This is a genomic window from Nonomuraea sp. NPDC004354 (genome assembly GCF_053602555.1).
Window position 1 is genome coordinate 191038 of the sequence record NZ_JBSGDV010000016.1, and the last position, 22129, is coordinate 213166.

Annotated in this window: 18 protein-coding genes; 10 read left to right on the plus strand and 8 right to left on the minus strand. The window is 72.2% G+C overall.

The window, feature by feature from the left end; translation table 11 throughout:
• From ACWENQ_RS34310 to ACWENQ_RS34335, 6 genes are all read left to right on the plus strand, one after another.
• A complete protein-coding gene (locus ACWENQ_RS34310) occupies positions 1–471 on the plus strand; it encodes a cellulose synthase (RefSeq protein WP_452417948.1) in 471 nt (156 codons plus the stop codon).
• A gap of 317 nt (positions 472–788) precedes the next feature.
• A complete protein-coding gene (locus ACWENQ_RS34315) occupies positions 789–1787 on the plus strand; it encodes an ABC transporter permease (RefSeq protein WP_354907004.1) in 999 nt (332 codons plus the stop codon).
• A gap of 55 nt (positions 1788–1842) precedes the next feature.
• Complete coding sequence (locus ACWENQ_RS34320) at positions 1843–3618, plus strand: ABC transporter substrate-binding protein (RefSeq protein WP_449925445.1); 1776 nt, start codon at positions 1843–1845, stop codon at positions 3616–3618.
• Positions 3619–3698: 80 nt separating this feature from the next.
• A complete protein-coding gene (locus ACWENQ_RS34325; protein ID WP_354907002.1) occupies positions 3699–4712 on the plus strand; it encodes an ABC transporter permease in 1014 nt (337 codons plus the stop codon).
• The gene (locus ACWENQ_RS34330; protein WP_449925442.1) at positions 4709–5737 is read left to right on the plus strand and encodes an ABC transporter ATP-binding protein; all 1029 of its coding nucleotides are present in this window, start codon (positions 4709–4711) and stop codon (positions 5735–5737) included. The genes ACWENQ_RS34325 and ACWENQ_RS34330 overlap by 4 nt, the downstream gene beginning before the upstream one ends.
• On the plus strand, positions 5734–6747 hold the full coding sequence (locus ACWENQ_RS34335) for an ABC transporter ATP-binding protein (protein ID WP_449925439.1): 1014 nt from the start codon (positions 5734–5736) through the stop codon (positions 6745–6747). Before ACWENQ_RS34330 ends, ACWENQ_RS34335 begins: the two co-directional genes overlap by 4 nt.
• Before the next feature lie 535 nt (positions 6748–7282).
• Here ACWENQ_RS34335 and ACWENQ_RS34340 read toward each other — a convergent pair.
• Genes ACWENQ_RS34340 through ACWENQ_RS34350 form a run of 3 tightly spaced genes read right to left on the minus strand, consistent with a single transcriptional unit; the run spans position 7283 to position 10016 of the window.
• Positions 7283–7966 (minus strand): response regulator transcription factor, encoded by a 684-nt coding sequence (locus ACWENQ_RS34340; protein WP_354907172.1) that lies wholly within the window; start codon positions 7964–7966, stop codon positions 7283–7285.
• On the minus strand, positions 7966–9102 hold the full coding sequence (locus tag ACWENQ_RS34345; RefSeq protein WP_449925437.1) for a histidine kinase: 1137 nt from the start codon (positions 9100–9102) through the stop codon (positions 7966–7968). The genes ACWENQ_RS34340 and ACWENQ_RS34345 overlap by 1 nt, the downstream gene beginning before the upstream one ends.
• Before the next feature lie 53 nt (positions 9103–9155).
• Positions 9156–10016 (minus strand): RecB family exonuclease, encoded by an 861-nt coding sequence (locus ACWENQ_RS34350; protein WP_452417931.1) that lies wholly within the window; start codon positions 10014–10016, stop codon positions 9156–9158.
• Positions 10017–10097: 81 nt separating this feature from the next.
• Between ACWENQ_RS34350 and ACWENQ_RS34355 the strand changes: the two genes are divergently transcribed.
• Together ACWENQ_RS34355 and ACWENQ_RS34360 are read left to right on the plus strand one after the other, a co-directional pair.
• A complete protein-coding gene (locus tag ACWENQ_RS34355) occupies positions 10098–11234 on the plus strand; it encodes a site-2 protease family protein (protein WP_354906997.1) in 1137 nt (378 codons plus the stop codon).
• A 157-nt stretch (positions 11235–11391) separates the two neighbouring features.
• Complete coding sequence (locus tag ACWENQ_RS34360; protein ID WP_452417932.1) at positions 11392–12822, plus strand: FHA domain-containing protein; 1431 nt, start codon at positions 11392–11394, stop codon at positions 12820–12822.
• A gap of 387 nt (positions 12823–13209) precedes the next feature.
• Here the strand turns inward: ACWENQ_RS34360 and ACWENQ_RS34365 are convergent, their stop codons facing one another.
• The gene (locus ACWENQ_RS34365; protein WP_452417934.1) at positions 13210–15939 is read right to left on the minus strand and encodes a LuxR C-terminal-related transcriptional regulator; all 2730 of its coding nucleotides are present in this window, start codon (positions 15937–15939) and stop codon (positions 13210–13212) included.
• A gap of 181 nt (positions 15940–16120) precedes the next feature.
• On the opposite strand from ACWENQ_RS34365, the gene ACWENQ_RS34370 reads away from it, so the two are divergent.
• Positions 16121–17086: a DUF4145 domain-containing protein gene (locus ACWENQ_RS34370; RefSeq protein ID WP_449925428.1), complete on the plus strand. Its 966-nt coding sequence runs from the start codon at positions 16121–16123 to the stop codon at positions 17084–17086.
• 4 nt (positions 17087–17090) lie between these two features.
• Entirely contained in the window at positions 17091–17450 is a 360-nt protein-coding gene (locus ACWENQ_RS34375) for an effector-associated constant component EACC1 (RefSeq protein ID WP_354906993.1), read from the plus strand.
• Positions 17451–17746: 296 nt separating this feature from the next.
• Here ACWENQ_RS34375 and ACWENQ_RS34380 read toward each other — a convergent pair whose 3' ends face one another.
• The 4 genes from ACWENQ_RS34380 to ACWENQ_RS34395 form a co-directional block, all read right to left on the minus strand.
• Positions 17747–18229 (minus strand): hypothetical protein, encoded by a 483-nt coding sequence (locus ACWENQ_RS34380; RefSeq protein WP_449925424.1) that lies wholly within the window; start codon positions 18227–18229, stop codon positions 17747–17749.
• A gap of 115 nt (positions 18230–18344) precedes the next feature.
• On the minus strand, positions 18345–19448 hold the full coding sequence (locus ACWENQ_RS34385; RefSeq protein ID WP_452417935.1) for a GNAT family N-acetyltransferase: 1104 nt from the start codon (positions 19446–19448) through the stop codon (positions 18345–18347).
• Between the two features lie 12 nt (positions 19449–19460).
• Positions 19461–19613, minus strand: coding sequence for a helix-turn-helix domain-containing protein (locus ACWENQ_RS34390; RefSeq protein ID WP_452417937.1), 153 nt, complete (start codon positions 19611–19613; stop codon positions 19461–19463).
• A gap of 41 nt (positions 19614–19654) precedes the next feature.
• Positions 19655–22117: a hypothetical protein gene (locus tag ACWENQ_RS34395; protein WP_452417939.1), complete on the minus strand. Its 2463-nt coding sequence runs from the start codon at positions 22115–22117 to the stop codon at positions 19655–19657.
• Positions 22118–22129 lie beyond the last annotated feature (12 nt).

The window sequence follows — 22129 nt, forward strand, 5'->3', positions numbered from 1 at the left end:
ATGGGCGGATTCAATACCATCGCGTGGTTGCCGTTGTGTGCCGGCGCCACCGGCCTGGGGCTGGTGTTCAGCTTCCTGCTGCTGCGCCGTAGAGGAGTCCATGCCGCGATGCGGATGACGGCCTGGTCGCTGCTGCCGATGGCCGCCTACCTCACCGGCGCGCTGGCCGCTCTGTGGACCATCGGCGCGACGGCGGTCGGCTTCGTCACCAGCCTGGTGTTCAACCCGATGACCTGGGCCGGGGTGGTGCTCGCCGGTCTGTCGGTGGTGCTGTTCATGGTCTCGGGCGTGATCAGGTCGAGGAAGCTGTCGGCGGGGGAGGGCAAGGCCCCGGCCGCCTCGGGGGAGAAGTCTGCGCCGGCCGCGAAGGCCGCCACGGCAAAGCCTGCGGTCACGCCGCGGCAGCCCAAGACGAACGACGACGATTTCTCCGATATCGAGGACATTCTCAAGCGCCGCGGAATCAGCTAACGCGCACGCCAGTGCAATGTCACAGTTCCGAGATGCAACCGGAACGGGCTGTAGACATTCTGTCCAAGATCGATACGAATGAGTTTCGCCGGAATCACAGTTGAGCCACATCGACCTCTTGGGGGCTAGTCAGCGCAGCTCAGGCCATACATTCTGCCTCCTGGGACCGTGACGGACGGTCCTGGCAAGCACGGGCGTGAGTCCAGACCGGGCCGGTGCCCGTGACGGACGACGCCGTCTCACCCAGGGGGCACGAGCAGTATGCGCACAACCCCGGTCGTGCCAGCCCCCTGGAAGGTCAGGACAGAGGAGGGCGCATGACCGCACCGCTCGACGTGCCGGAGTCAGCCAGCTCGGCGGCTCCCGAAGCGGTGGTGGCAGCAACCAGCGGCAAGGCCATCGAGGGCCGTTCGCTCGGCCAGATCGCCTGGCGGCGGCTCAAGCGGGACAAGGTCGCGATGGCAGGCGCCAGCGTGATCATCTTTCTCATGCTGGTGGCCGTCTTCGCGCCGCTGATCGTGGGAGCGCTGGGGCATGACCCGCTGCAGTACCACGAGGATCTCGTCGACAGCGGCACGCTCGCGCCGAAGGGGGCCTACGGCGGGATCAGCTCCGAGTTCCTGTTCGGGGTCGAGCCGGTCAACGGCCGCGACATCTTCAGCAGGGTCGTCTACGGCGCGCGCATCTCGCTGCTGATCGCCTTCCTCGCCACCCTCGTGTCGGTGGTCATCGGCACGGCGCTGGGCGTCATCGCCGGCTACTGCGGCGGCTGGATCGACAGCTTCATCGGCAGGGCGATGGACGTCTTCCTCGCCTTCCCGCTGCTGGTGTTCGCGCTCGCGCTGGCCGGTGTGGTGCCGGACCAGGCGTTCGGGCTGTCCGGCGACACCCTCCGCGTCACGCTGCTGATCTTCATCATCGGCTTCTTCAACTGGCCCTACCTCGGTCGCATCATCCGGGGCCAGACGCTGTCACTCCGCGAGCGCGAGTTCGTCGACGCCGCCAGGAGCCTGGGCGCCCGCGGGCCGTACATCATCTTCCGCGAGCTGCTGCCCAACCTGGTCGCGCCGATCCTGATCTACGCGACGCTGCTGATCCCGTCGAACATCCTGTTCGAGGCGGCGCTGTCGTTCCTCGGCGTGGGTGTGCGACCGCCGACTCCCACGTGGGGCGGCATGCTCTCCGACGCGGCCAGGTTCTACACGATCCCGCACTTCATGATCTTCCCCGGATTGGCGATCTTCATCACCGTGCTTGCGTTCAACCTGTTCGGCGACGGCCTGCGGGACGCGCTCGACCCGCGTGGCAGCCGCTGACCCCTCCCGGACTCCCTTTAACCCTGCTTCCAACCCAAAGGGGTGCGACACCTTGATGAGAAGAAAAGCGCTGACGACAGCCACGGCCGGGCTCACTCTCGCCATGGCACTGGCGGCCTGTGCGGGCACGCCGACCCAGACCCCCGGCCAGGGTCAGAGCGCCCCCGCGAGCTCCGGCGCCTCGGGCGCCGCGGAAGTGGCAGACGCCGCGGTGGGCAAGATCTACAACCCTTCTGACAAGAAGGGCGGCACTCTCAAGATGGCCAACACGGCCGACTGGGACAGCCTCGACCCCGGCAACACCTACTACGGCTACGCCCTGAACTTCGCCCGCCTGTACGGCCGCGCGCTGCTGATGTTCAAGGCCGCGCCCGGCCCCGACGGCAACACCCTCGTGCCCGACCTGGCCGAGAGCCTGGGCAAGTCCAGCGACGACGCCAAGACCTGGACCTACAAGCTGCGCTCGGGCATCAAGTTCGAGGACGGCACCCCGGTCACCTCCAAGGACGTCGCGTACGCGGTGGCGCGCCAGTTCGACAAGGAGGTCCACCCGAACGGGCCGTCCTACCTCAACGCGCTGCTCGACTGGCCGAAGGGCTACAAGGGCGCCTACAAGTCGAAGGACGCCGACATCTCCTCGGCCGTCGAGACGCCCGACGACCAGACGATCGTGTTCCACCTGAAGGAGCCGTTCGGTCTGTTCGACTACATCGTGCAGATGCCGATGACCATGCCCGTCCCCAAGGACAAGGACACCGGCACCAAGTACCAGGAACACATCATCTCGACGGGGCCCTACAAGTTCGAGAAGAACGAGATCGGCAAGGGCTTCACGATGGTCCGCAACGAGAACTGGGACCCGGCCACCGACCCGAACCGGCCGGCCCTGCCCGACCGCATCGAGGTGCAGACCGGCGTCAACGCCGACGACCTCGACAACCGGCTGATCTCCGGTGACGTCCAGATCGCCGTCGACGGTCTCGGCATCGGCAACGCCGCGCTGCCGAAGGTCCTGCCCGACCCGGCGCTCAAGGCCCGCACCGACAACCCGGTGCAGCAGCGCACCTGGTACACCTCGATCATTCCCGACGTCCCCCCGCTCGACAACGTCGAGTGCCGCAGGGCCATCGCCTTCGCCGCCGACCGCAGCAGCCTCTTCCGCGCCTACGGCGGTGAGACCGGCGGCATCACGGCCAGCGCGATGATCCCGCCGAGCCTGGCCGGCCACAAGGAGATCGACCTCTACAAGTCGCCCGACGACAAGGGTGACGTGGAGAAGGCCAAGGCGGCGCTCGCCAAGTGCGGCCAGCCCAACGGCTTCGAGACCAACATCTCCTACCGCACCGAGCGGACCAAGGAGAAGGCCGCGGCCGAGTCGCTGCAGCAGTCGCTCGCCCGCGTCGGCATCAAGCTCACGCTCAAGCCGTACCCGCAGGACGACTACTTCGCGCTCTACGCCGGCAAGCCGTCCTACGTCAAGGAGAACAAGATCGGCCTGGCCATCAACGGCTGGGGCTCGGACTACCCCGACACCTACGGCTTCATGCAGGCCATCATGGACAGCCGGGACATCCGCGAGGCAGGTAACTACAACCTGAGCGTCAAGTTCCCCGAGATCGACAAGATCATCGACCAGATCAAGGCCGAGCCGGACGCCGCCAAGCGCGCCGAGCTGTGGTCGCAGGTCGACCACATGGTCATCGACCAGGCCGTCGTCATGCCGAGCGTGTACGGCAAGGCCCTGTACATGCGCGGCAAGGGGCTGACCAACGTCTTCATCAGCGACTCCCAGCAGATGTACGACTACGTCGGTCTCGGCGTCCAGCAGTAAGACGAACCACACCTAGATAGGCGGGTGAAGGCAGCAGGTCCCCGGCCGGCACAACCGGCCGGGGACCGGAGCCGGGCACTGTGGTCACATACATCATCAGGCGCGTGATCGGCGCTTTGGCGATGCTGCTCATCGTGAGCATCGTCACCTTCGGGATCTTCTTCTTGGTGCCGCGCCTGGCCGGCGCAACACCGGAGGCGTTCGCCGCCCGGTACGTCGGCCGTGGGGCCAGCATGGACACCATCAAGCTGGTCGCCGAGCGGCTCGGGTTCTACGATCCCGTGATCGTGCAGTACGGGCGCTTCCTCAAGGGGATCGTGCTGGGAACCGAGTACAACACGGGAGCGGGCGTCGAGCACTGCCCCGCGCCCTGCTTCGGCTACTCCTTCATCAACCAGCAGCCCGTCTGGCCGAGCCTGATGGACCGCTCGCGTGTGACGCTGTCGCTCGGCATCGGCGCCGCGGTGCTGTGGCTGCTCGGCGGCGTGGCGACCGGTGTGCTGTCGGCGCTGCGGCGCGGCAGCTTCTTCGACCGCGCGGCCATGGGCATCGCGCTGGCCGGCGTGTCGCTGCCGATCTTCTTCACCGGCATGATCTCCCTGTCCGTCTTCAGCTACGGCCTCGGCTGGACCGCCCCCGGCGGCGCGTGGGTGGACGTCACCATCGATCCGCTGCAGTGGGCCTACAACCTGCTGCTGCCGTGGATCACCCTGGCCCTGCTGTTCGCCGCCACCTACGCCAGGCTCACCCGAGCGGGCATGCTGGAGACGATGGGCGAGGACTACATCCGCACCGCGCGCGCCAAGGGCCTGCTCGAGCGCCGCGTCGTGGTCAAGCACGGCCTGCGCGCCGCGCTGACCCCCATCGTCACCGTGTTCGGCCTGGACTTCGGCCTGCTGCTCGGCGGCGCCGTCCTGACCGAGACGACCTTCTCGCTGAACGGCCTCGGCAAGTTCTCCGTCGACGCCATCAAGAACAACGACCTGCCCGCGGTCATGGGCGTCACGCTGCTGGCCGCACTGTTCGTCGTGGTGGCCAACCTGGTCGTGGACCTCCTCTACGCTGTGGTCGACCCGAGAGTGAGGCTTTCGTGACCGCGTTCCTCGACGTCAAGGACCTGCGCATCCACTTCCCGACCGACGACGGCCTGGTCAGGTCCGTCGACGGGCTGACCTTCGCCCTCGAGCGCGGCAAGACGCTCGGCATCGTCGGCGAGTCGGGCTCGGGCAAGAGCGTGACCAGCCTCGGCATCCTGGGCCTGCACAAGGGCGGCAAGGCCAAGCTCTCCGGCGAGATCTGGCTCGACGGTGAGGAACTCGTCGGCGCCTCCGCCGATCACGTGCGCGGCCTGCGCGGCAAGAAGATGGCGATGATCTTCCAGGATCCGCTGTCGGCCATGCACCCCTACTACACGGTCGGCGACCAGATCGTCGAGGCCTACCGGATCCACAACGACGTCAGCAAGAAGGTCGCCCGCAAGCACGCGATCGACATGCTCGGCCGGGTCGGCATCCCCACGCCCGACAGGCGCGTCGACGACTACCCCCACCAGTTCTCCGGCGGCATGCGCCAGCGCGCCATGATCGCCATGGCGCTGTCGTGCGACCCCGAGCTGCTCATCGCCGACGAGCCCACCACCGCGCTCGACGTCACCGTGCAGGCGCAGATCCTCGACCTGATGCGCGACCTGCAGCGCGAGTTCAACTCCGCGCTGATCATCATCACCCACGACCTCGGCGTCGTGGCCGAGCTGTCGGACGACATCCTGGTGATGTACGGCGGCAAGTGCGTCGAATACGGCAGCGCCGAAACGGTGTTCTACCACCCCGAACACCCCTACACCTGGGGCCTGCTCGGCTCGATGCCCCGCCTCGACAGGGAGCGCACCGAGCGGCTCATGCCGATCAAGGGATCGCCCCCCTCCCTGATCAACGTCCCCCCGGGCTGCGCCTTCCACCCGCGCTGCCCGCACGCCGCCCGCACCGAGGGCCGCTCGCAGACCGAGGTGCCCGAGCTGCTGAAGTCGGGCCCCGGCCACCTCGTCCGGTGCCACATGGCGCCGGAGGAGCGCAAGCAGCTGTGGGAGAGCGAGATCAAGCCGATGCTGGAGACCACATGAGCGAGACGCTGCTGTCCGTGCAGGACCTGCGCATGCACTTCCCCATCCACAAGGGGCTGCTGAAGCGACAGGTCGGCGCGGTCAAGGCGGTCGACGGGATCGACTTCGAGGTCCGCAAGGGCGAGACCCTCGGCCTGGTGGGCGAGTCCGGCTGCGGCAAGTCCACCACGGGACGGCTGGTGACCAGGCTCATCGAGCCCACCGGCGGCACGATCACCTTCGAGGGCCAGGACATCACCCACATGCCGCAGAGCCGGCTGCGCCCGCTCCGCCGCGACATGCAGATGATCTTCCAGGACCCCTACTCCTCGCTCAACCCCCGCCACACGGTCGGCGCCATCGTCGGCGCGCCGTTCCGCATCCAGGGGATCCAGACCGAGCAGGGCATCAAGAAGGCGGTCCAGGACATCCTGGAACTGGTCGGCCTCAACCCCGAGCACTACAACCGCTACCCGCACGAGTTCTCCGGCGGACAGCGCCAGCGCATCGGCATCGCCCGCACGCTCGCCCTGAAGCCGAAGCTCATCATCGCCGACGAGCCCGTCTCCGCCCTGGACGTCTCCATCCAGGCGCAGGTCGTCAACCTCCTCGAGGACCTGCAGAACGAGCTCGACCTCACCTACGTGGTGATCGCGCACGACCTGTCGGTGGTGCGCCACATCAGCGACAGGGTAGCGGTGATGTACCTGGGCAAGATCGTCGAGGTCGCCGACCGCAAGTCGCTGTACACCTCGCCGATGCACCCCTACACCAACGCGCTGCTGTCGGCCGTGCCGGTCCCCGACCCCAAGGCGGGCACCGAACGCGAGCGCATCCGCCTGCAGGGCGACGTCCCCAGCCCGATCAACCCGCCGCCCGCGTGCCGCTTCCACACCCGGTGCTGGAAGGCGCAGGAGATCTGCAAGAAGGTCGAGCCGCCCCTGACCGAGCTGGCCAGCGGCCACAAGGTCGCCTGCCACTTCCCGGAGAACGCCCCCGCGGCCGCCACCCCGGAACCCGCCAAGGCCTGACCCCGGCGCGCGTTCCGCCACCGCCCCGCCCGGCACGCTCTCCTGCCGGCCGGCACGGCCTCCTGGGCCGTCACCCCCCTCCGGCCCGGCACGGTGTCTGCCCGGCGGCGCGCTCTCCTCCCGGCCCGGCATGCGGTGTCCGCGCGGCGGTGCTCTCTCCTCCCGGCCCTGCTCGCGGTGTCTGCGGGGCGGCGAGGTCCTCCTTCGGCCCTGCTCGTGGCGTCTGCGGGCCGGCGTGGCCGCCTCCCGGCCCGGCATGCGGTGTCCGCGGGGCGGCGTGGTCTCCTCCCCGTACGGCACGCCGGGTCACGCCCACCCCGGTCACGGGGCGGGCGTCCCTCCAGGGAGACGCTCCTCCAGCGCGCGGGGCCGGCCGCCGACACGCAGCACGAGCAGGCCACCACCAGGCCACCACAGGCCACCGCCCCGATACCCGCGCTCCCAGGCCCGCCCACATGGACGCTCCCGGCCCTTCACCCGGGCAGGGCCGGTGCGAGGACCGCCGTCACGACCAGGGTCGGCGCGCGGACCGCCGTCAGGACAGGGCGCCTGGCGTGATCAGCCCGGTCTCGTAGGCCAGGACGACCGCCTGAACGCGGTCGCGCAGCCCCAGCTTCGTCAGCACGTTGCCCACGTGCGTCTTGACCGTCGTCTCGCTCACCACCAGCTTGGCGGCGATCTCCGCGTTGGACATGCCCCTGGCGATCAGCCTGAGCACCTCCAACTCCCGCTCGGTCAGTCGGTCGAGCCGCGCCGGGGTCGCCTGCTGGTAGGCCGACGGCAGCTTCGCCGCGAACCGGTCGAGCAGCCGCCTGGTGACGCTCGGCGCCACGATCGCGTCGCCCGACGCCACCACCCTGATCGCCTGCACCAGCTCGTCCGGCGGCACGTCCTTCAGCAGGAAGCCCGACGCCCCGGACCGCAGCGCCTCCACGATGTACTCGTCCAGGTCGAACGTGGTCAGCACCAGCACCTTCGGCACGTGCGCGCCCGCGGCCGCGTCGCGCACGATCCGCCGCGTCGCCTCGATCCCGTCGACGCCCGGCATCCTGATGTCCATCAGGACCACGTCCGGCAGCAGCGCCCGTGCCTGCTCGAGCGCGTCCTTGCCGTCGCCCGCCTGCCCGACCACCGCGATGTCCGGCTCGGCCTCGAGGATCAGGCGGAACCCCGTGCGCAGCAGTGGCTGGTCGTCCACCAGCAGCACTCTGATCGTCATCATCCGTCCTTCAGCGGGAAAGTCGCCCGCACCTCGAAACCGCCCCCCGTGCGCGGACCGATCCTGAGGATTCCACCATAGAGGGCCACCCTCTCGCGAATCCCGACCAATCCATGCCCGGTCCTGTCACCTGGCGGAGAGTCGCCCGGGCCCCTGCCGTCGTCCTCGACGACGAGGCTCAGCTCGCGCGGCGCCTGCCGTACCGACACCCTGGCATGGGCGCCGGGGCCGGCGTGGCGCAGGCTGTTGGTCAGCCCCTCCTGGACCAGCCGGTAGACGGCCAGGTCGACGCCCGCGGGAACCGGACCTCCGCCCTCGACCTCCAGCTCGGTCGGCAGGCCCGCCTCACGCATCTGCTCCACCAGCGCCGGCAGGTCGCGCAGCCCCGGCTGAGGGCGCCGCTCCGGCGGGCCCGGCAGGCTGTCGGTGCGCAGCACGCCGACGATGTTGCGCATCTCGTTCATCGCGAGCCTGCCGGTCTCCTCGATCGCCGACAGCGCCTCGCCCGCCAGCTCAGGGCTGGCGGTCAGCACCTTCCTCGCGGCCGCGGCCTGCACGGTCATCACGCTCACGTGGTGGGCGACCACGTCGTGCAGCTCCCTGGCGATGCGCGAGCGCTCCTCCGCCCGCGCCGCCCTGGTGTCGGCGTCCCTGGCCCGCTCCAGCCTGGCCGCGCGGTCCTTCAGCTCCTCCAGGTAGGCGCGCCGCAGCCGCACGCTGCGGCCGGTGCCCCAGACCGCCAGCCCGATGAGCGCGGCCATCGCGTGATCGGGCCAGGTCATCGTGGGCGGCGCCAGCGCCAGCGCCGTGACGTAGCCGACCGCCGAGACGGCCAGCCCCGACAGCGCGACCGCCAGACCCCGGTGGGCGGCCACCGTGTAGAGCACGATCAGCCCGGTCAGCCCGGCGAGCCCCGGATCCATGTGGAGCGCGCCGAACACCACGATCGGCACCTGCGCGGCGCACAACGCCCCCAGCGGCCAGCGCCTGCGCACCGCCACGGGCAGGTAGCCGACAGCCAGCAGCACCGCCTCGGCCACGCCGCCGTTGCCGCCGGCGACGAACAGCGCCACCGACGCCGCCGCCAGAGCCGCGGCGAGGAGCGAGTCGCGGAACAGGGCTCGGTCGGTGCGCACCGCTTCAATGTAAGACCAGGTGAAAGCGGGAATCCTCCTCCTTGGGGAGGACTTCAGAGCTCGTCGGTCGCCGCCCGCCGGCTGCTTCTGACCGTGTCACCCGGCTGCCTGGCGGGCACCGGCGGGGGAGTGCCGCCGAACTCGGGGCACAGCGCCTGATGATCGCACCAGTCGCACAGCCGGGACGGCCGCGCCCGCCACTCGCCCGTCTCCAGCGCCCGCTCGATCGCCGCCCACAACGCCTGCACCTTGCGCTCGGTCGCCAGCAGGTCGGCCGCGTCGGGCGCGTAGCGCAGCACCTCGCCGGCGCCGCCCAGGTAGACCAGCTGCAGCAGCCGCGGGATCTCCCCGCGCAACCGCCACAGCACCAGCGCGTAGAACTTCATCTGGAACAGCGCCTTGGCCTCGAAGTCGGGCCCCGGCGCGTTGCCGGTCTTGTAGTCGACGACCCTGACCGCGCCGCCGGGCGCCACGTCGAGCCGGTCGATGTAGCCGCGCAGCATCAGGCCGCTGTCGAGCACCGCCTCCACGTACAGCTCCCGCTCGGCCGGCTCCAGCCGCGTCGGGTCCTCCAGCGTGAAGTAGCGCTCCAGCATCGAGCGCGCCTGCCCCAGCCACTCCAGCCGCTCGGCCTCGTCGGCGAACATCTCCGCATAGGCCGCGTCCTCGCTGAGCAGCCTGGCCCACTGCGGCTCCAGCAGCTCCAGCGCCGCCTCCACCGAACGCCGCGGCGCCGGGAGGTCGTAGAGCCGCTCCAGCACCGCGTGGACCACCGTGCCGCGCACCGCCGCCGCCGAGGGCTTCTCGGGAAGCTGGTCGATCACCCTGAAGCGGTACAGCAGGGGGCAGGTCATGAAGTCACCCGCCCGCGAAGGGGAGAGGGCCCCGATGATCACGGGTTCGGTCAACGTCATGCTCCGCACTGTAAGTCAAGACACCGACAGTATGGGCGCGCCGAGTAGCATCAAGGCAGCCACTGGACAAAGGAGTGATAGGTGAGCGCCGAGAGTCCCCGCCAGGAGTTCTCCGGCATCCGGATGGGCAGGCCCTTCGGCATCCCGGTCTACGTCTCGTGGACCTGGTTCATCGTCGCGGCGTTCATCACCTGGAGCTTCGGCCGCGTCATGCTCAGGATGATGCCCGGCGTCAGCGAGCCGGCCGCCTACGCCGTGGCCTTCGTCTTCGCCGTGCTGCTGTACGTGTCGGTGCTGCTGCACGAGCTGGCCCACTGCGTCGTGGCCAGGATGTACGGCCTGCCGGTCCGCCGCATCACCCTCTACCTCCTCGGCGGCGTCTCGGAGATCGAGAAGGAGCCCCAGACACCCGGCCGCGAGTTCATGGTCGCCTTCGCCGGGCCGCTGCTGTCGCTCGGCCTGGCCGGCGGCGGCTACCTCGTCTACGAGTTCGTCATCCCCCAGGGCGGCGTGCCGGGCGCGCTGGCCTGGCAGCTGTGGGTGGCCAACCTCATCGTCGGCGTCTTCAACCTGCTGCCCGGGCTGCCGCTCGACGGCGGCCGGATGCTGCGCGCGGGCGTGTGGAGGGTGACCCGCAGCGCCATTTCGGGCACCCTGGCCGCCGCGTGGGTCGGCAGGGCGCTGGCCGTCGCCATCGTCGCCGCGGCGTTCGCCATGTCGCTGATGAGCGGCCAGTCGCTGCTCGACACCTACGTCATCTGGTCGGTGCTGCTGGCCAGCTTCATCTGGTTCGGCGCCACCCAGTCGCTGCGGGTGGCCCGCGTGCGCGCGCGGCTCCCGCAGGCCAACGCCCGCGCCCTGGCCCGCCGCGCCATCCCGGTGACCGCCGAGACCCCGCTGGCGGAGGCCCTGCGCAGGACCACGGAGGCCCGCGCCGGCGCCATGGTGATCGTCGACCACGAGGGCAAGCCGACCGCCATCGTCAACGAGGCGGCCGTCCAGGCCACGCCCGAGCACCGCAGGCCGTGGGTGAACGTCGGATCGCTCTCCCGCACCATCGAGCCGTCCATGGTGCTGCCCGCCGACCTGTCGGGCGAGTCGCTGATCGACGCCATGCGCGACGCCCCGGCGGGGGAGTACCTCCTGGTCGAACGCGGCGGCGAGGTCTACGGCGTGCTGGCCACCGCCGACGTCAACAAGGTCTTCAGCGGGGTGTGACCACTCGTCTGAACGGCCAGGTAGGACTAGTGTTTCAGACAACCCGATCACCGATCGCGGATTCGAGGCGAGCAGCTCAGACCGATACTGTTCCTCCTCGTCTGGGTATGCGTATGGCTGGCGGTTGACCGGCGATTTTCCGTGGAGGGAGATTTCGGTGGCAGAGCAGGGCTTCGGGGTGGTGCGCCCACTGCCGGGCAGCGGGCTGGTCGCCCACATGGGTGGGCTGCTACTCGTCTGCGACGCGGCGGAGGGAGCGAGCGGCGAGCTGCTCGAAGCACTCCGTGAGAGCGCGGCGTCGGGGGCGGACGGTCTCGCGCTGGCCCGCCGTGCCGCACAGGTGTTGTTCAGGACCATGTCGGGCGACCCGGTCAGCTGCGCGGTGGCAGGGCCCGCGGGTGGTGGCATGGCCGTGCTGGTCAGCGGGTCGGCCTCAGCCGTGGTCAGCACAGACGACGGCGAGACCAGGCTGTCCGGGCGTGACTCCCTCACCTGGACCGACCGGCTGATCCCGGGGCCAGTGCAGCGGGTCGAGCTGGTCCTGCCGGGCGCCGGCGACGCCCACCCGGCCGTCCGCCTCGACAGCGGCGTGGTGCTCGGCGGCGGTCTGCGCGGCGAGGTGGGCGACGTCGAGGAGGCGCCGGCCAAGGCGAAGGTCAAGCCGCTGGAGACCAGCGAGCTGCCGGCGACCGGCCTCCACTTCGAGCCCGACCTGCTGCCCCCGCCGCCCAGGCCGGAGCCGCGGCAGGAGGAGCCGGTGCAGGCCCAGCCGGCGCCCCAGCCGCCATCCCAGCCGATGGCCCCCTACCCGATGGGCGGGCCCTCGGGGCCGCAGGGCCCCTACGGCCCGCCGCCGGCCGCCGAACCGTACTCCGAGCCCGCCCCGCCCGGCCCGCCCATGCCGGGCCCCGGCCCGATGCCGCCGCCCGGCCCGCCCATGCCGCCGGGCCCGCCGCCGCAGGGTCCGGGACCGATGCCCTTCGAGGACGTGCCCCACGCAGGCGGCCCCGTCGCGCCCGAGCAGCACGAGCCCCCCTACGGCCCTCCGCCCGAGCAGCACGAGCCCCCCTACGGTCCTCCGCAGGAGCAGCCGGGCGAGGAGGCGGCCGACGGCCGGCCGATGGTGTTCGGCGTCGACTGCAAGAACGACCACTTCAACGACCCGCGCTCGCCGTATTGCGTGATCTGCGGGATCGAGCTGGTGCAGCGGACGCTGGTGCCGTACAAGGGGCCGCGGCCGCAGCTCGGCGTGCTGCTGCTCGACGACGGCACCTCGCTGCCGCTCGACGGCGACTACCTGCTCGGCCGCGACCCCGAGCGGGCGCCCGAGGTCGCCGGCGGCACCGCCAGGCCCGCCAAGGTCACCAGCCCCGACGGGTCGGTCTCCCGCCGCCACCTGCGGGTCGCGCTCGACGGCTGGGACGTCAACCTGGTCGACCTCGGTTCGGTCAACGGCACCCAGATCCAGCCGCCCGGCGACCCCAACTTCTACGACATCCCGCCGAACGAGCCCGTCACCATCGCGCCGGGAACGACCGTCCGCATCGGCGTCTCCCGCACGATGCGTTACGAGTCCCACCGCGGCTGACCCGCGCCCCGGCTTGCCGTTCCTCCGGTACGGCAAGCCGGGCCTCCCGTTCTCCCGTGCTTCTCGTACGGCAAGCCGGGCGTCCAGTTCCCCCGTCCTCCGGTACGGCAAGCCGGGCCTCCAGTTCCTCCCGTACGGCAAGCCGGGCCGAGGCCACCGTGGTCACCGGTCACCGCCCGTCCGTCACGCCGCTCCAGCCGACTCCGCCCGCCCGCCGTGACGTCGCCCCGCCGTCCGGTGACCTGAGTAGCGCCCTACTCAGGCCGACCGGCCGACCACGACGGATCATCGAGAGCGTGGGAAGCCCCGCACGATACGCGCAGGCGCCCGAGGCACCCGGATCCGGGCGCGGCCTGCCAGGCTCTCCTGCGCCGTCCGGGCGGCCTGCTACCGGCCGTCACCGCCAGGTTCCGCCGCCGGTCCCGCCCTCCTGTTCCCGGGTGTGGCCTGCCCGGGTCTGCCGTTCGGCGGGGGGCTGATCGGTCGGGGGCCGTCCGTCCCGCCCGCCGGCCGGCGGAAGCGGTTGAGGGCCTTGGCGAGCTCGGTCGGCGAGTTGACGCCCAGCTTCCAGTACGCCTGGTTCCTGTGGTTCATGGCCGTGCGCATCGCGATCCCGAGCTCCATGGCGATCTGCCGGTGCGACCGTCCCGCGGCCGTCAGTTGCGCCACCTGCAACTCCCGCTCGGTCAGGTCGGGCGCGGCCAGCTCCCGTAACGCGGGCGTGTCGGGCCCTTGGCACGCTCCAGCCAGCGACCACGCCTCCGTCGCCGCCGCCCGGGCCGCCCGCTCGCCGCGCGAGCGCCGTAACAGCCCCGCCGCCTGGGCGGCCGCCTCCGCCGCGTGCAGGCGCAGCCCCAGCGCGTCGAACCCCTCCACCACCGCCAGCAGTCCGTCAGCGTCCGACTCCGCCAGCGCGGCGGCGTGCCGGGCCGCCAGCCGCACCCGGGGCCCGTCGTGGGCCGCGGCCAGCTCGGCCAGCCGGGCAGCGACGGCGACGGGCGCGCCGAGCCGTACCGCGTCGTGGAGGGCGACCGCCTCGAACGCGGCGAGTCCGCTCTCCCTGCAGTCGGCGGCTGCCGCCAGCGCCAGCTCGACCGCGCGGCTGCTCTCGCCCGCTGCGGCGGCGATCCACACGCGGGTGAGCGCCACCCAGCGCATGAACGCGGTCCAGGTGGCCCGATTGCGCTCCACGGCCGCCCTGAGGGTGTCGCGGGCGGCGTCCGCCTCGCCGCGCAGCGCCTGGGCGGCGGCGTAGGCGGCCATGCAGCCGCCCACGGTGAGCGCCGTCTCGTGGTTGGCGGGCGCGTGCAGGACGAGCAGCGCCGTGCCCAGCTGGCCGCGCAGGGTGGCGGCGTTGCCCCTGGCCAGCGCGAGGCTCCCCTCGCCGCGCGACCAGCCGCGCTGGCCGGCGAGGGCGGACCGCATGGAGGCGATGGCCTCGTCCATGACGGCCAGGTCGCCGGAGAAGTATCCGCACATGGACCAGGTTGAGTGCAGCGGCGAGACCAGGGCGGGCAGCTCGTCGCGCCAGGTCGCCGCCGCGCCGAGCGCCTCGCGGACCAGTGCGGTCGCCTCGGCGGTGCGCCCGGCGTAGCAGAGGGCCAGGGCTCGGGAGTTGAGCACCTGGGCGCGCTGGGCCGGCTCGAGGTCCTGGGCCAGCAGTTCCGTGCCGAGCCGCAGGGCGTCGCCGGTGCGGGCGGCCGACGCGGTCAGCCCGAGACGCTGGACGGCCAGCCGCCGGCGGCCCGACGGCTCCGCCAGCTCCTTCTCGGTGACGGCGAGCAGGTCGAGCGCGTCGCCGAGCCGGTCCATGCCCCAGGCCAGGTTGCTCGCCCTGGCCAGTACCAGGCGGGCCTTCGACGGCTCGTCGCCGGGCTCGAGGGTGGCGTCGAGCACGGACCTGGCCCGGTCCGGCTGCTGGGCGTAGTCGAGGAGCGTGGCCAGCTGGATCGCCGCGGCGGTGCCGCCGCCCGCGTCGAGGGCGGCCTCGCCGAGCCGGATGGCCAGCGGGTAGTCGTGCGCCGACCAGGCCAGGCGGGAGGCGTCCAGGAGCGGGCGAGGGGCCGCGCCCAGCCCGCCCGCCAGCCGCCACACCGTCACCCGCAGCGGGTCCTCCCTGCGGCGCAGGCCGGTCGCCTCCAGCGCCGCGGCCAGGTCGGCGTGCCTGCGGCGGCGGCGCAGCTCGGGCAGGTGCTCACGGGCGACCTCGCCGTAGAGGGGGTGGCCGAGGCGGGCGATCTCCCGCCGTCCTTCGACGCGCACCCTGACCAGGCCGCGCTCCTCGGCCTCCAGCACCGCGCGCTCGCCGGTCAGGGCGCCGAGCGTGCGGGCGCCGATCGGCTCGGCCAGCGCCGTGTACTCCAGGACGTCCTTCAGCTCGGGCGACAGCGCGCCGATCCGCTCGTGGATCAGGTCGACCAGGCGGGGCGCAAGGGGCGGGGCGCCGGTCAGCTTCCACATCCCGTGGATCTCCGACAGCGAGCCGGCGGCGATGGCCGCCCCCACCACCTCCGACAGGAACAGCGCGTTGCCCTCGGTCACCTCGGCCAGCCTGCGCACGGTGGCGTCGTCGGGCTGGCCGCCGAGCGCGGCCGTCAGGACGGCGGTGACGTCGTCGTCGCTGAGCGGGCCGGTGTCGTAGCGGCGTACGTGGCCGTCCCGCCACAACAGCGTCACCGGATCGGGGGCGGGCTCGCCCGTGCGCAGCGTGGCGACCAGCCGTGCCTGCCCACCCCTGACCAGGCAGGCGATCACCTCGGCCGAGTGGCTGTCGAGCAGGTGGGCGTCGTCGACCGACAGCACCGCGACCCTGCCCCTGGCCTGGGCGAGCAGTTCGTCGGCGGCCCAGCGCACGGTGTTGACCAGGTGCGGGGGGTGCTGGGGCGGGATGAGGTCGGCCAGCGCGCCGTTCGGTATCGAGCTGGCCGCCTTGGTCGCCCTGATCCGCAGGGTGGTCACCTTGGCCGCGTGGAAGCGCGTCAGCACCTCGCCGGCCAGGCGCGACTTCCCGACGCCGGCGGGACCGGCGATGACGACGCCCTGCGCGGTCGGGTCGCGGGCGAGCCGGACCAGGTCGTCGAGTTCGTGCCTGCGGCCCGCGAACGGCCAGCGCTTCATGTTGGCCCCCTCGATACCTTATTGTCCTTTTGTGGCGCGATGGGGTGCGAAATTCGATGTCGATTGCCCGAGTTGTGCCCGACCTACTGTCGCACGCGAAGCCGACGGATTACACAGGGTTTTTCTACCCACGCCATTGCGGCCCTATTGGCTGGCCGTCTGCCAGAGTTGCGGGCAGGCTTTGCTGCTGGAGAATCGCGACGAGGTCGACGACCGCGACCCCGACGACCTGCCCGCCCGCCCCGCGCAGGTGCTGTGGCCGCCCTCGGGGCCGCCGATCCGTGCCGAGGTGCCTCCCGTCGTACGGCAGGAGCTCACCCATGCGCGCGCCGGCCTGCGCTCGGGATCGCCCACCTCGGCCGTGCTGCACGTGCGACGGCTGCTCGAGGCGGTGTGCGCCGACCACGGCGTCACGGGCCGCACGCTCTTCCACGCCCTTCGCGAGCTGCGCGACGGCGGCCTGATCGACGGCTGGCTGCTGGCCTGGGCAGAGGAACTGCGCGAGCTCGGCAACGAGGCCGCCCACGTCGGCGCGCACCCGCTCGCCAGGCCGGAGGCGGAGGAGGCGGTGGAGCTGGCCGAGGCCTTCGTCGACTACCTTTACCGTTTCTCCCGCACCTACCAGTCTTTTCGCCGACGACGCGGCAGCTCGAAAACCCGTAATAGCCGAAATGTCCTGCGAGACACCCCAGTGATGCGGATTCTTCGTAAATCACAGGTGGACTTCAGGGCCCATCCCTATCCCCACGATCCGGCCAGAGTGAAATCCAGGACCGCGGTCGCCGACGAGCTCGGCATCCCACCCGAGCGGCTGCTCAAAGCCGTCATCCTCTACCTCGGCGAGCACGCCGTCGTCGCCATCGCCCCCAGCGCCGGCGTCATCGACGAGCGCGCGCTGGCCCGCGCCTTCGGTGCCACCGACGCCAGGGTGGCGCGACTGGCCGACGTCCTGCGCATCGGCGAGACCATCGCCGCCGACATCCTCAGCCCGCTGGCCCTGCCGTACCTGCCGTCGGTACTGGAGGAAAGCGCCGCCGCCGCGGCCTCCGTCTACGTCTCCAGCGGCCGCCACGGCCTCGAACTCGAACTCGACCCGGCCGACCTGGTCCGCCTCACCCGGGCCAGGACCGCCCCGATCGTGAGGTGACCGCGTGACCCGTGTCGTGTTCGAGGGCTCCTTCGACGAGCTGGCCTCTCTGGAAGACTGGCTCCGGGACGCCGGCGGCCTGCGCGGGCGCACCCGCCTGCGCCCCGGACGCCCGGCCGCCGGGCGGATGGGCGGCGAACCGCCCGACCTCGTCGTGGACGTCGCCTCCCAGGGGCAGGCCACGACGCTGGCCAGAACGGTGGAGTTCTGGCTGCGCACGCGCGGCAGGCAGGTGGCGCTCAGGCTGCGCGTCGGCTCGGAGATCACGGTGGACCTCGACCTGCTGGCCAAGCTGGACACCGAGACCCTCGTCGCCCAGGTGACCACCCTCCTGCGCGACGCCCTCGACACCGCCGCCGAATGACCCGGATCCCTGCCATCCTCACCGGACCGGCCGCGCCGCAGGCTCACCCCTCGGCGCCTCACGCAGACCGGCCGGGAGGAGGGCGCCGCCGCCACCTGAGCGCCGAGGCGGCGCGGACGGTCGCGGTCGAGATCGCCGACGCCACCTTCGCCGTCGCGCTGGGCCAGTACGGCTATCGCGGTGCGGGTGATCTGCTGCCTGCGGGCTGCGGTCGCAGCCTGACGGGTGGTCATGCCGTAGCGGACGCCGGCCACGCGCGCCCGAACGCGGCGCCGAGGACGGACGCGGCAGAAGGATCAGGCGGTGAAGGCGTGGACGGAGCGCAGCATGCGGGCGGCCACCTGCAGGCCGCGGGAGGCCTCGATCGCGCGGCCTGCGGCGGCCGCCAGGCGGCCGAGCAGGTGCTCCTCGCGTTCGGTGAACCGCCTGCCCGCCACCCACAGGTACGCCTGGTCGCGCGTGGCCAGCGGCACCGGCACCGCCAGGAACCCGGGCCCGCGTACTGACCAGTCCTGCAGCAGCAGCACCGGGTCGGAGGCGTTCGCCAGTTCCTTCAGCACCCCCGACTCCAGCAGCCAGCCGGCCACTCCCAGCGGGTCGCCCGGTGCGAGGAGGACATGGGACGGGTAGGCGAGCTCCTGCAGCGGATCGACGTCCACGAACCCCGCGTACGGCGTGCCGCCCACCGCCGACGCGCATCGCACCACCTGGTCCAGCAGCGCGTCCGGCTCCACATGGGAGAACGACTCGATGAGCTCCTTCACGCAGTCGCTGCTCATGCCTCATCCCCTGATGCAAGGCTCGCCGAGAACGGCGGAGTGTTAACGGGCGGCGACTCGGAGTATTACCGTCGAAGCCGCCCTTGGCCACCCCCACAACAGGTAATAGATATTTTCAGCTGAGGCGCGGCCGTAGCAGCAGCCACTCCACGTCGTCGCCGCGCGTGCCGTCCGGCCGGGGGAACAGCTCCCGCTGCAGGCTCTCCCTGGTGAAGCCGACCCGCTGCAGCACCCGCTGGGAGGCGTCGTTGGCGACGTCGGTGCCGGCCACGATCCGGTGCAGCGCCGTGTTCGCGAACGCCCAGTCGACCAGCAGCCGCACCGCCCGCGTCATGAACCCGCGGCCCCGGAACGACGGCCGCAGCGAGTAGCCCACCATCGCCTGCCCGAGCGACGGCGTCACCTGCACGAGCTGGATGTGGCCCGCGAACGCGTCGGTGGCCGCGTCACGGATCGCGAGCTCGGCCCGCTGCCCCGACAGCCACCAGTAGCCGGCGTAGCGGCAGCGGCGCTCGACGACGTCGGCCGTCGGGACGGGACCGATCATCCAGCGGGAGACGCTCTCCTCGCCCACCATGGCCAGGAAGTCGCCGACGTCACGCGGCGCCAGCTGCGCCAGCCGCACCACCCCGTCCGACAGCTCCCCGCCGTCGAGGAACGGCAGGTACTGCTCGGCCGGCTCGCCCGAATCGGCCGCCAGCCTGGCGAACGCCACGAAGTCGGCCGCCCTGCCGTCACGCGTGCGGGTCCGCTCTCTCGCGATGCCCTCCTGCACGTACCCGGCCGCGTAGGCGACCCGCAGGCTGGGCATGTTCTCCACCTCGGCGTGCAGCTCGATGCGCCGCGCCCCCTTGTCGAAGGCCCATTCGCTGGCCGCGCGCGTCGCCGCCGTCGCCACGCCCTTGCCCCTGGCCCACTCCGCCACCCGGTAGCCGATCGACAGCGCCCCGCGCTCGTCGGGCGACCGCAACCCCACCGCGCCCAGGTACTGCCCGCTGCCGGCGTCGACGATCGTGAACTCCGCGCCGCCCTCCGCCCACCGCCGCTGCGCCATCGACAGATAGCCCGCGGCGTCGTCCATCGTGTACGGGATCGGCAACCGGTAGAGGAAACGGGCCGTCTCGTCGTCGGACGAGGCCCGCACGATCGCGGGCAGATCCTCACGGGAGGGGGGACGCAGGATCAGCGCGCCCGTCGAGATCACTTCACGCGGCAACATGGTCCATTGCTATCAATCCCCCTGCCACGTCGGCGAGTCCGGGCCGAGTAGCGCCGCCAGATCCGTCCTGCTGTTCACTCCGAGCTTGCCGTAGACCGACTGCAGGTGGTTGTCCACCGTCCTGATCGACACCACCAGCATCGCCGCGATGTCCTTGCTGGCCACGCCGGAGGCCGCCAGGCGGGCGATCTCCGTTTCGCGCGGCGTCAGCGCCGGGCCCTCAGGCGCGCCAGCATCGGCGTGCGCGCGCCCTGGCACGCCCCCGCGTACGCCGCCGCCCTAGCCGCGGCGGCCCTGGCCTGGCGCGGCCGGCCCCTGGCCAGGAAGGCGGCCGCGGCCTGCGCGTGGACGTCGCCCGCGTGCAGCACCATGCCGAGCTCGGTGAACCCGGCCGCCACCCGCTCCAGGCCCTCCGCGTCGCCCGCGGCGGCCGCCGCCGCGTGGCCGGCGCAGATCGCCGCGAGCCTTCCATCGTGCCGCGCGGCCACCTCGCCCAGGCGCGCGGCCACCTTCGCCGCCGCGCCGAAACGCACCGCGTCGTGCAGCGCGACCAGCTCGATCCCGTACAGGTCCTGGGCGCGGGCGCGGGCCGCGTGCGACAGCGCCAGCTCCACCGCGTGCGTCAGCCGCCCGCCCGCCGCCGCCACCCAGCGCTGCGCCGCGTCGATGGAGGTCTGCAGCAGGTACACCACGTCCGCGCGGTCCTTCTCGGCCCGTTCCAGCAGCGTCGTGGCGGTGCGCTGGTCGCCGAGCAACGCCGTGCAGTGCGCCAGCTCGGCCACCGCCGGCGCGGTGAAGTGGCCCGCGCCCGCCGGCGTGGCCGCCTCCCTGACGATCGTGGCCGCGTCGGCCACCCTGCCGCGCATCCTGGCGATCTCGCCGTGCCACTGCAGGAACAGGCGCCGGAACAGCCGCACCGTGCCGTCCTCGCCCATCAGCTGCTCGCCGTGGACGACCGCCTGCTCGGCCGCGTCCAGGTCGCCGGCGGACAGCTCGGCCAGATAGCGGCCGGCCACCATCGTGAGCACCTCGGACGGAGCCACGTCACGCCACGTCTCCTCCTCCGCCATGCCCCGCTCGGACATCCGCCTGGCCGCCGCGCACCGCCCCATGTACGCCAGGCCGTAGGTGGTGATGCCCAGTGCCATCGCCCTGCCCACCACCGCGCCCGTCCCCTCGTGCGGCCCCCCGGCCAGCATCAGGTCGGCCGCCGCCGCGCACTCGTGCACCTCGCCGCGCAGGATCCGCAGGTTCAGCCGCATGGCCTGCACCATCATCCGCAGCGACGGCTGCTCCAGCGTCGCCTCGGCGGCGTCGAGCACCTCGTCCGCCTCGCCCGGCCTGCGCAGCCCGACGTTCAGGTTCCAGGCACGCCGCATCGCCAGCCGCGCCCGCACCTGCGGAGCGCACGGCTCGTCCCACACCGAGGTCAGCGCCGCCTCCGAATCGGCGAACCGCTCCGAGAACGACAGCACGTCCGCCAGCGTGGCCGCCGCCTCCGCGCCGCCGCCCGCGTTCAGCGCCGCCCAGCCCAGCCGCGCGGCCAGGGAGGCGTCGTGCGCCGCCCACGCGATCTCGCAGCCCGACAGCAGCTGCGCCGGATCCTTCGCGGTGCCGCTCTCCAGCCGCCACATCGCCGTCCGCACCACGTCGTCGCGCCGCCTGCCGCCGCTGCCGCCGCTACCGCCGGTGGCCTCCAGCGCCTCGGCCAGCCGGCGGTAGCGGCGGCGGGTACGCAGCAGCGGGCTGCGCGCCCTGGCCGCCTCGCCGTACAGGGGGTGGGCCAGGCGCACCAGCGTCCGCCTGCCGTCCACCAGCACCCTGATGAGGTCCTTGGCCTCCAGCGCCTCCACCGCCGCCGCCGACACCAGGCCGGCCAGCAACCGCGCGCCCAGCGGCTCGCCCAGCGCGACGTACTCCATCGCCTCCTCCTCGGCCGCCTCCAGCCTGCCGATGCGGGCGGCCACCAGCTCGGCCAGCGGGGGAGCGACCGGCGGCGCCGACTGCAGCCGCCACAGCCCCTGCACCCGCACCAGCGCCCCCGCGTCCAGCGCGCCCGCCACCAGCTCCCGCAGGAACAGCGCGTTGCCGCCGGTCAGCCGGTGCAGCCTGGCCGCGCTCTGCGAGTCCACCGGATCGCCCAGCACGCCCGCCAGGATGCGGGCCACCTCGTGCCGGCTCAGCGGCGCCAGCTCCATCCTGACCAGCCCCAGGTCCTTCCACAGCGTCACCACCGCCTCCGGCGCCGGCTCGCCGCCGCGCAGCGTCAGCAGCAGCTGCGCGGCCGAGTCCTGCGCCAGGTGGTGCAGGACCGCCGCCGACCCGGAATCCAGCAGGTGGGCGTCGTCGACCAGAACCAACGGCCGCCGCTCGGTCCCCACCAGCGTGTCGGAGATCCACTTCAGCGGGTTGGCGCCCTGGGGGAGCGCGGCGGGCAGCAGGTGGGCCAGCGCCCCGAAGGGAAGCCCGCGCGCCGCCATCGAGGCGATGGCGTGCACCGCCGTACGGCCGCGCGAGCGCAGCGAGGTCACCACCTCCATCGCCAGCCTGCTCTTGCCCACGCCCGCCGCCCCGACGATCGCCACGCCGCAGGTCGCGGGATCGTTCATGAGCGTCAGCAACCGGTCGGTCTCCTCGACCCGGCCGGCGAAGGGCCACCGCGTTGCCACGTGAGGGATGTT

Bases quoted from the DNA above. Each gene is read 5' to 3' on its own strand.
- ACWENQ_RS34310 (WP_452417948.1), top strand. From the start codon at position 1: ATGGGCGGATTCAATACCATCGCGTGGTTGCCGTTGTGTGCCGGCGCC.
- ACWENQ_RS34315 (WP_354907004.1), top strand. From the start codon at position 789: ATGACCGCACCGCTCGACGTGCCGGAGTCAGCCAGCTCGGCGGCTCCC.
- ACWENQ_RS34320 (WP_449925445.1), top strand. From the start codon at position 1,843: ATGAGAAGAAAAGCGCTGACGACAGCCACGGCCGGGCTCACTCTCGCC.
- ACWENQ_RS34335 (WP_449925439.1), top strand. From the start codon at position 5,734: ATGAGCGAGACGCTGCTGTCCGTGCAGGACCTGCGCATGCACTTCCCC.
- ACWENQ_RS34340 (WP_354907172.1), bottom strand. From the start codon at position 7,966: ATGACGATCAGAGTGCTGCTGGTGGACGACCAGCCACTGCTGCGCACG.
- ACWENQ_RS34350 (WP_452417931.1), bottom strand. From the start codon at position 10,016: ATGACGTTGACCGAACCCGTGATCATCGGGGCCCTCTCCCCTTCGCGG.
- ACWENQ_RS34365 (WP_452417934.1), bottom strand. From the start codon at position 15,939: ATGAAGCGCTGGCCGTTCGCGGGCCGCAGGCACGAACTCGACGACCTG.
- ACWENQ_RS34380 (WP_449925424.1), bottom strand. From the start codon at position 18,229: ATGAGCAGCGACTGCGTGAAGGAGCTCATCGAGTCGTTCTCCCATGTG.
- ACWENQ_RS34385 (WP_452417935.1), bottom strand. From the start codon at position 19,448: ATGTTGCCGCGTGAAGTGATCTCGACGGGCGCGCTGATCCTGCGTCCC.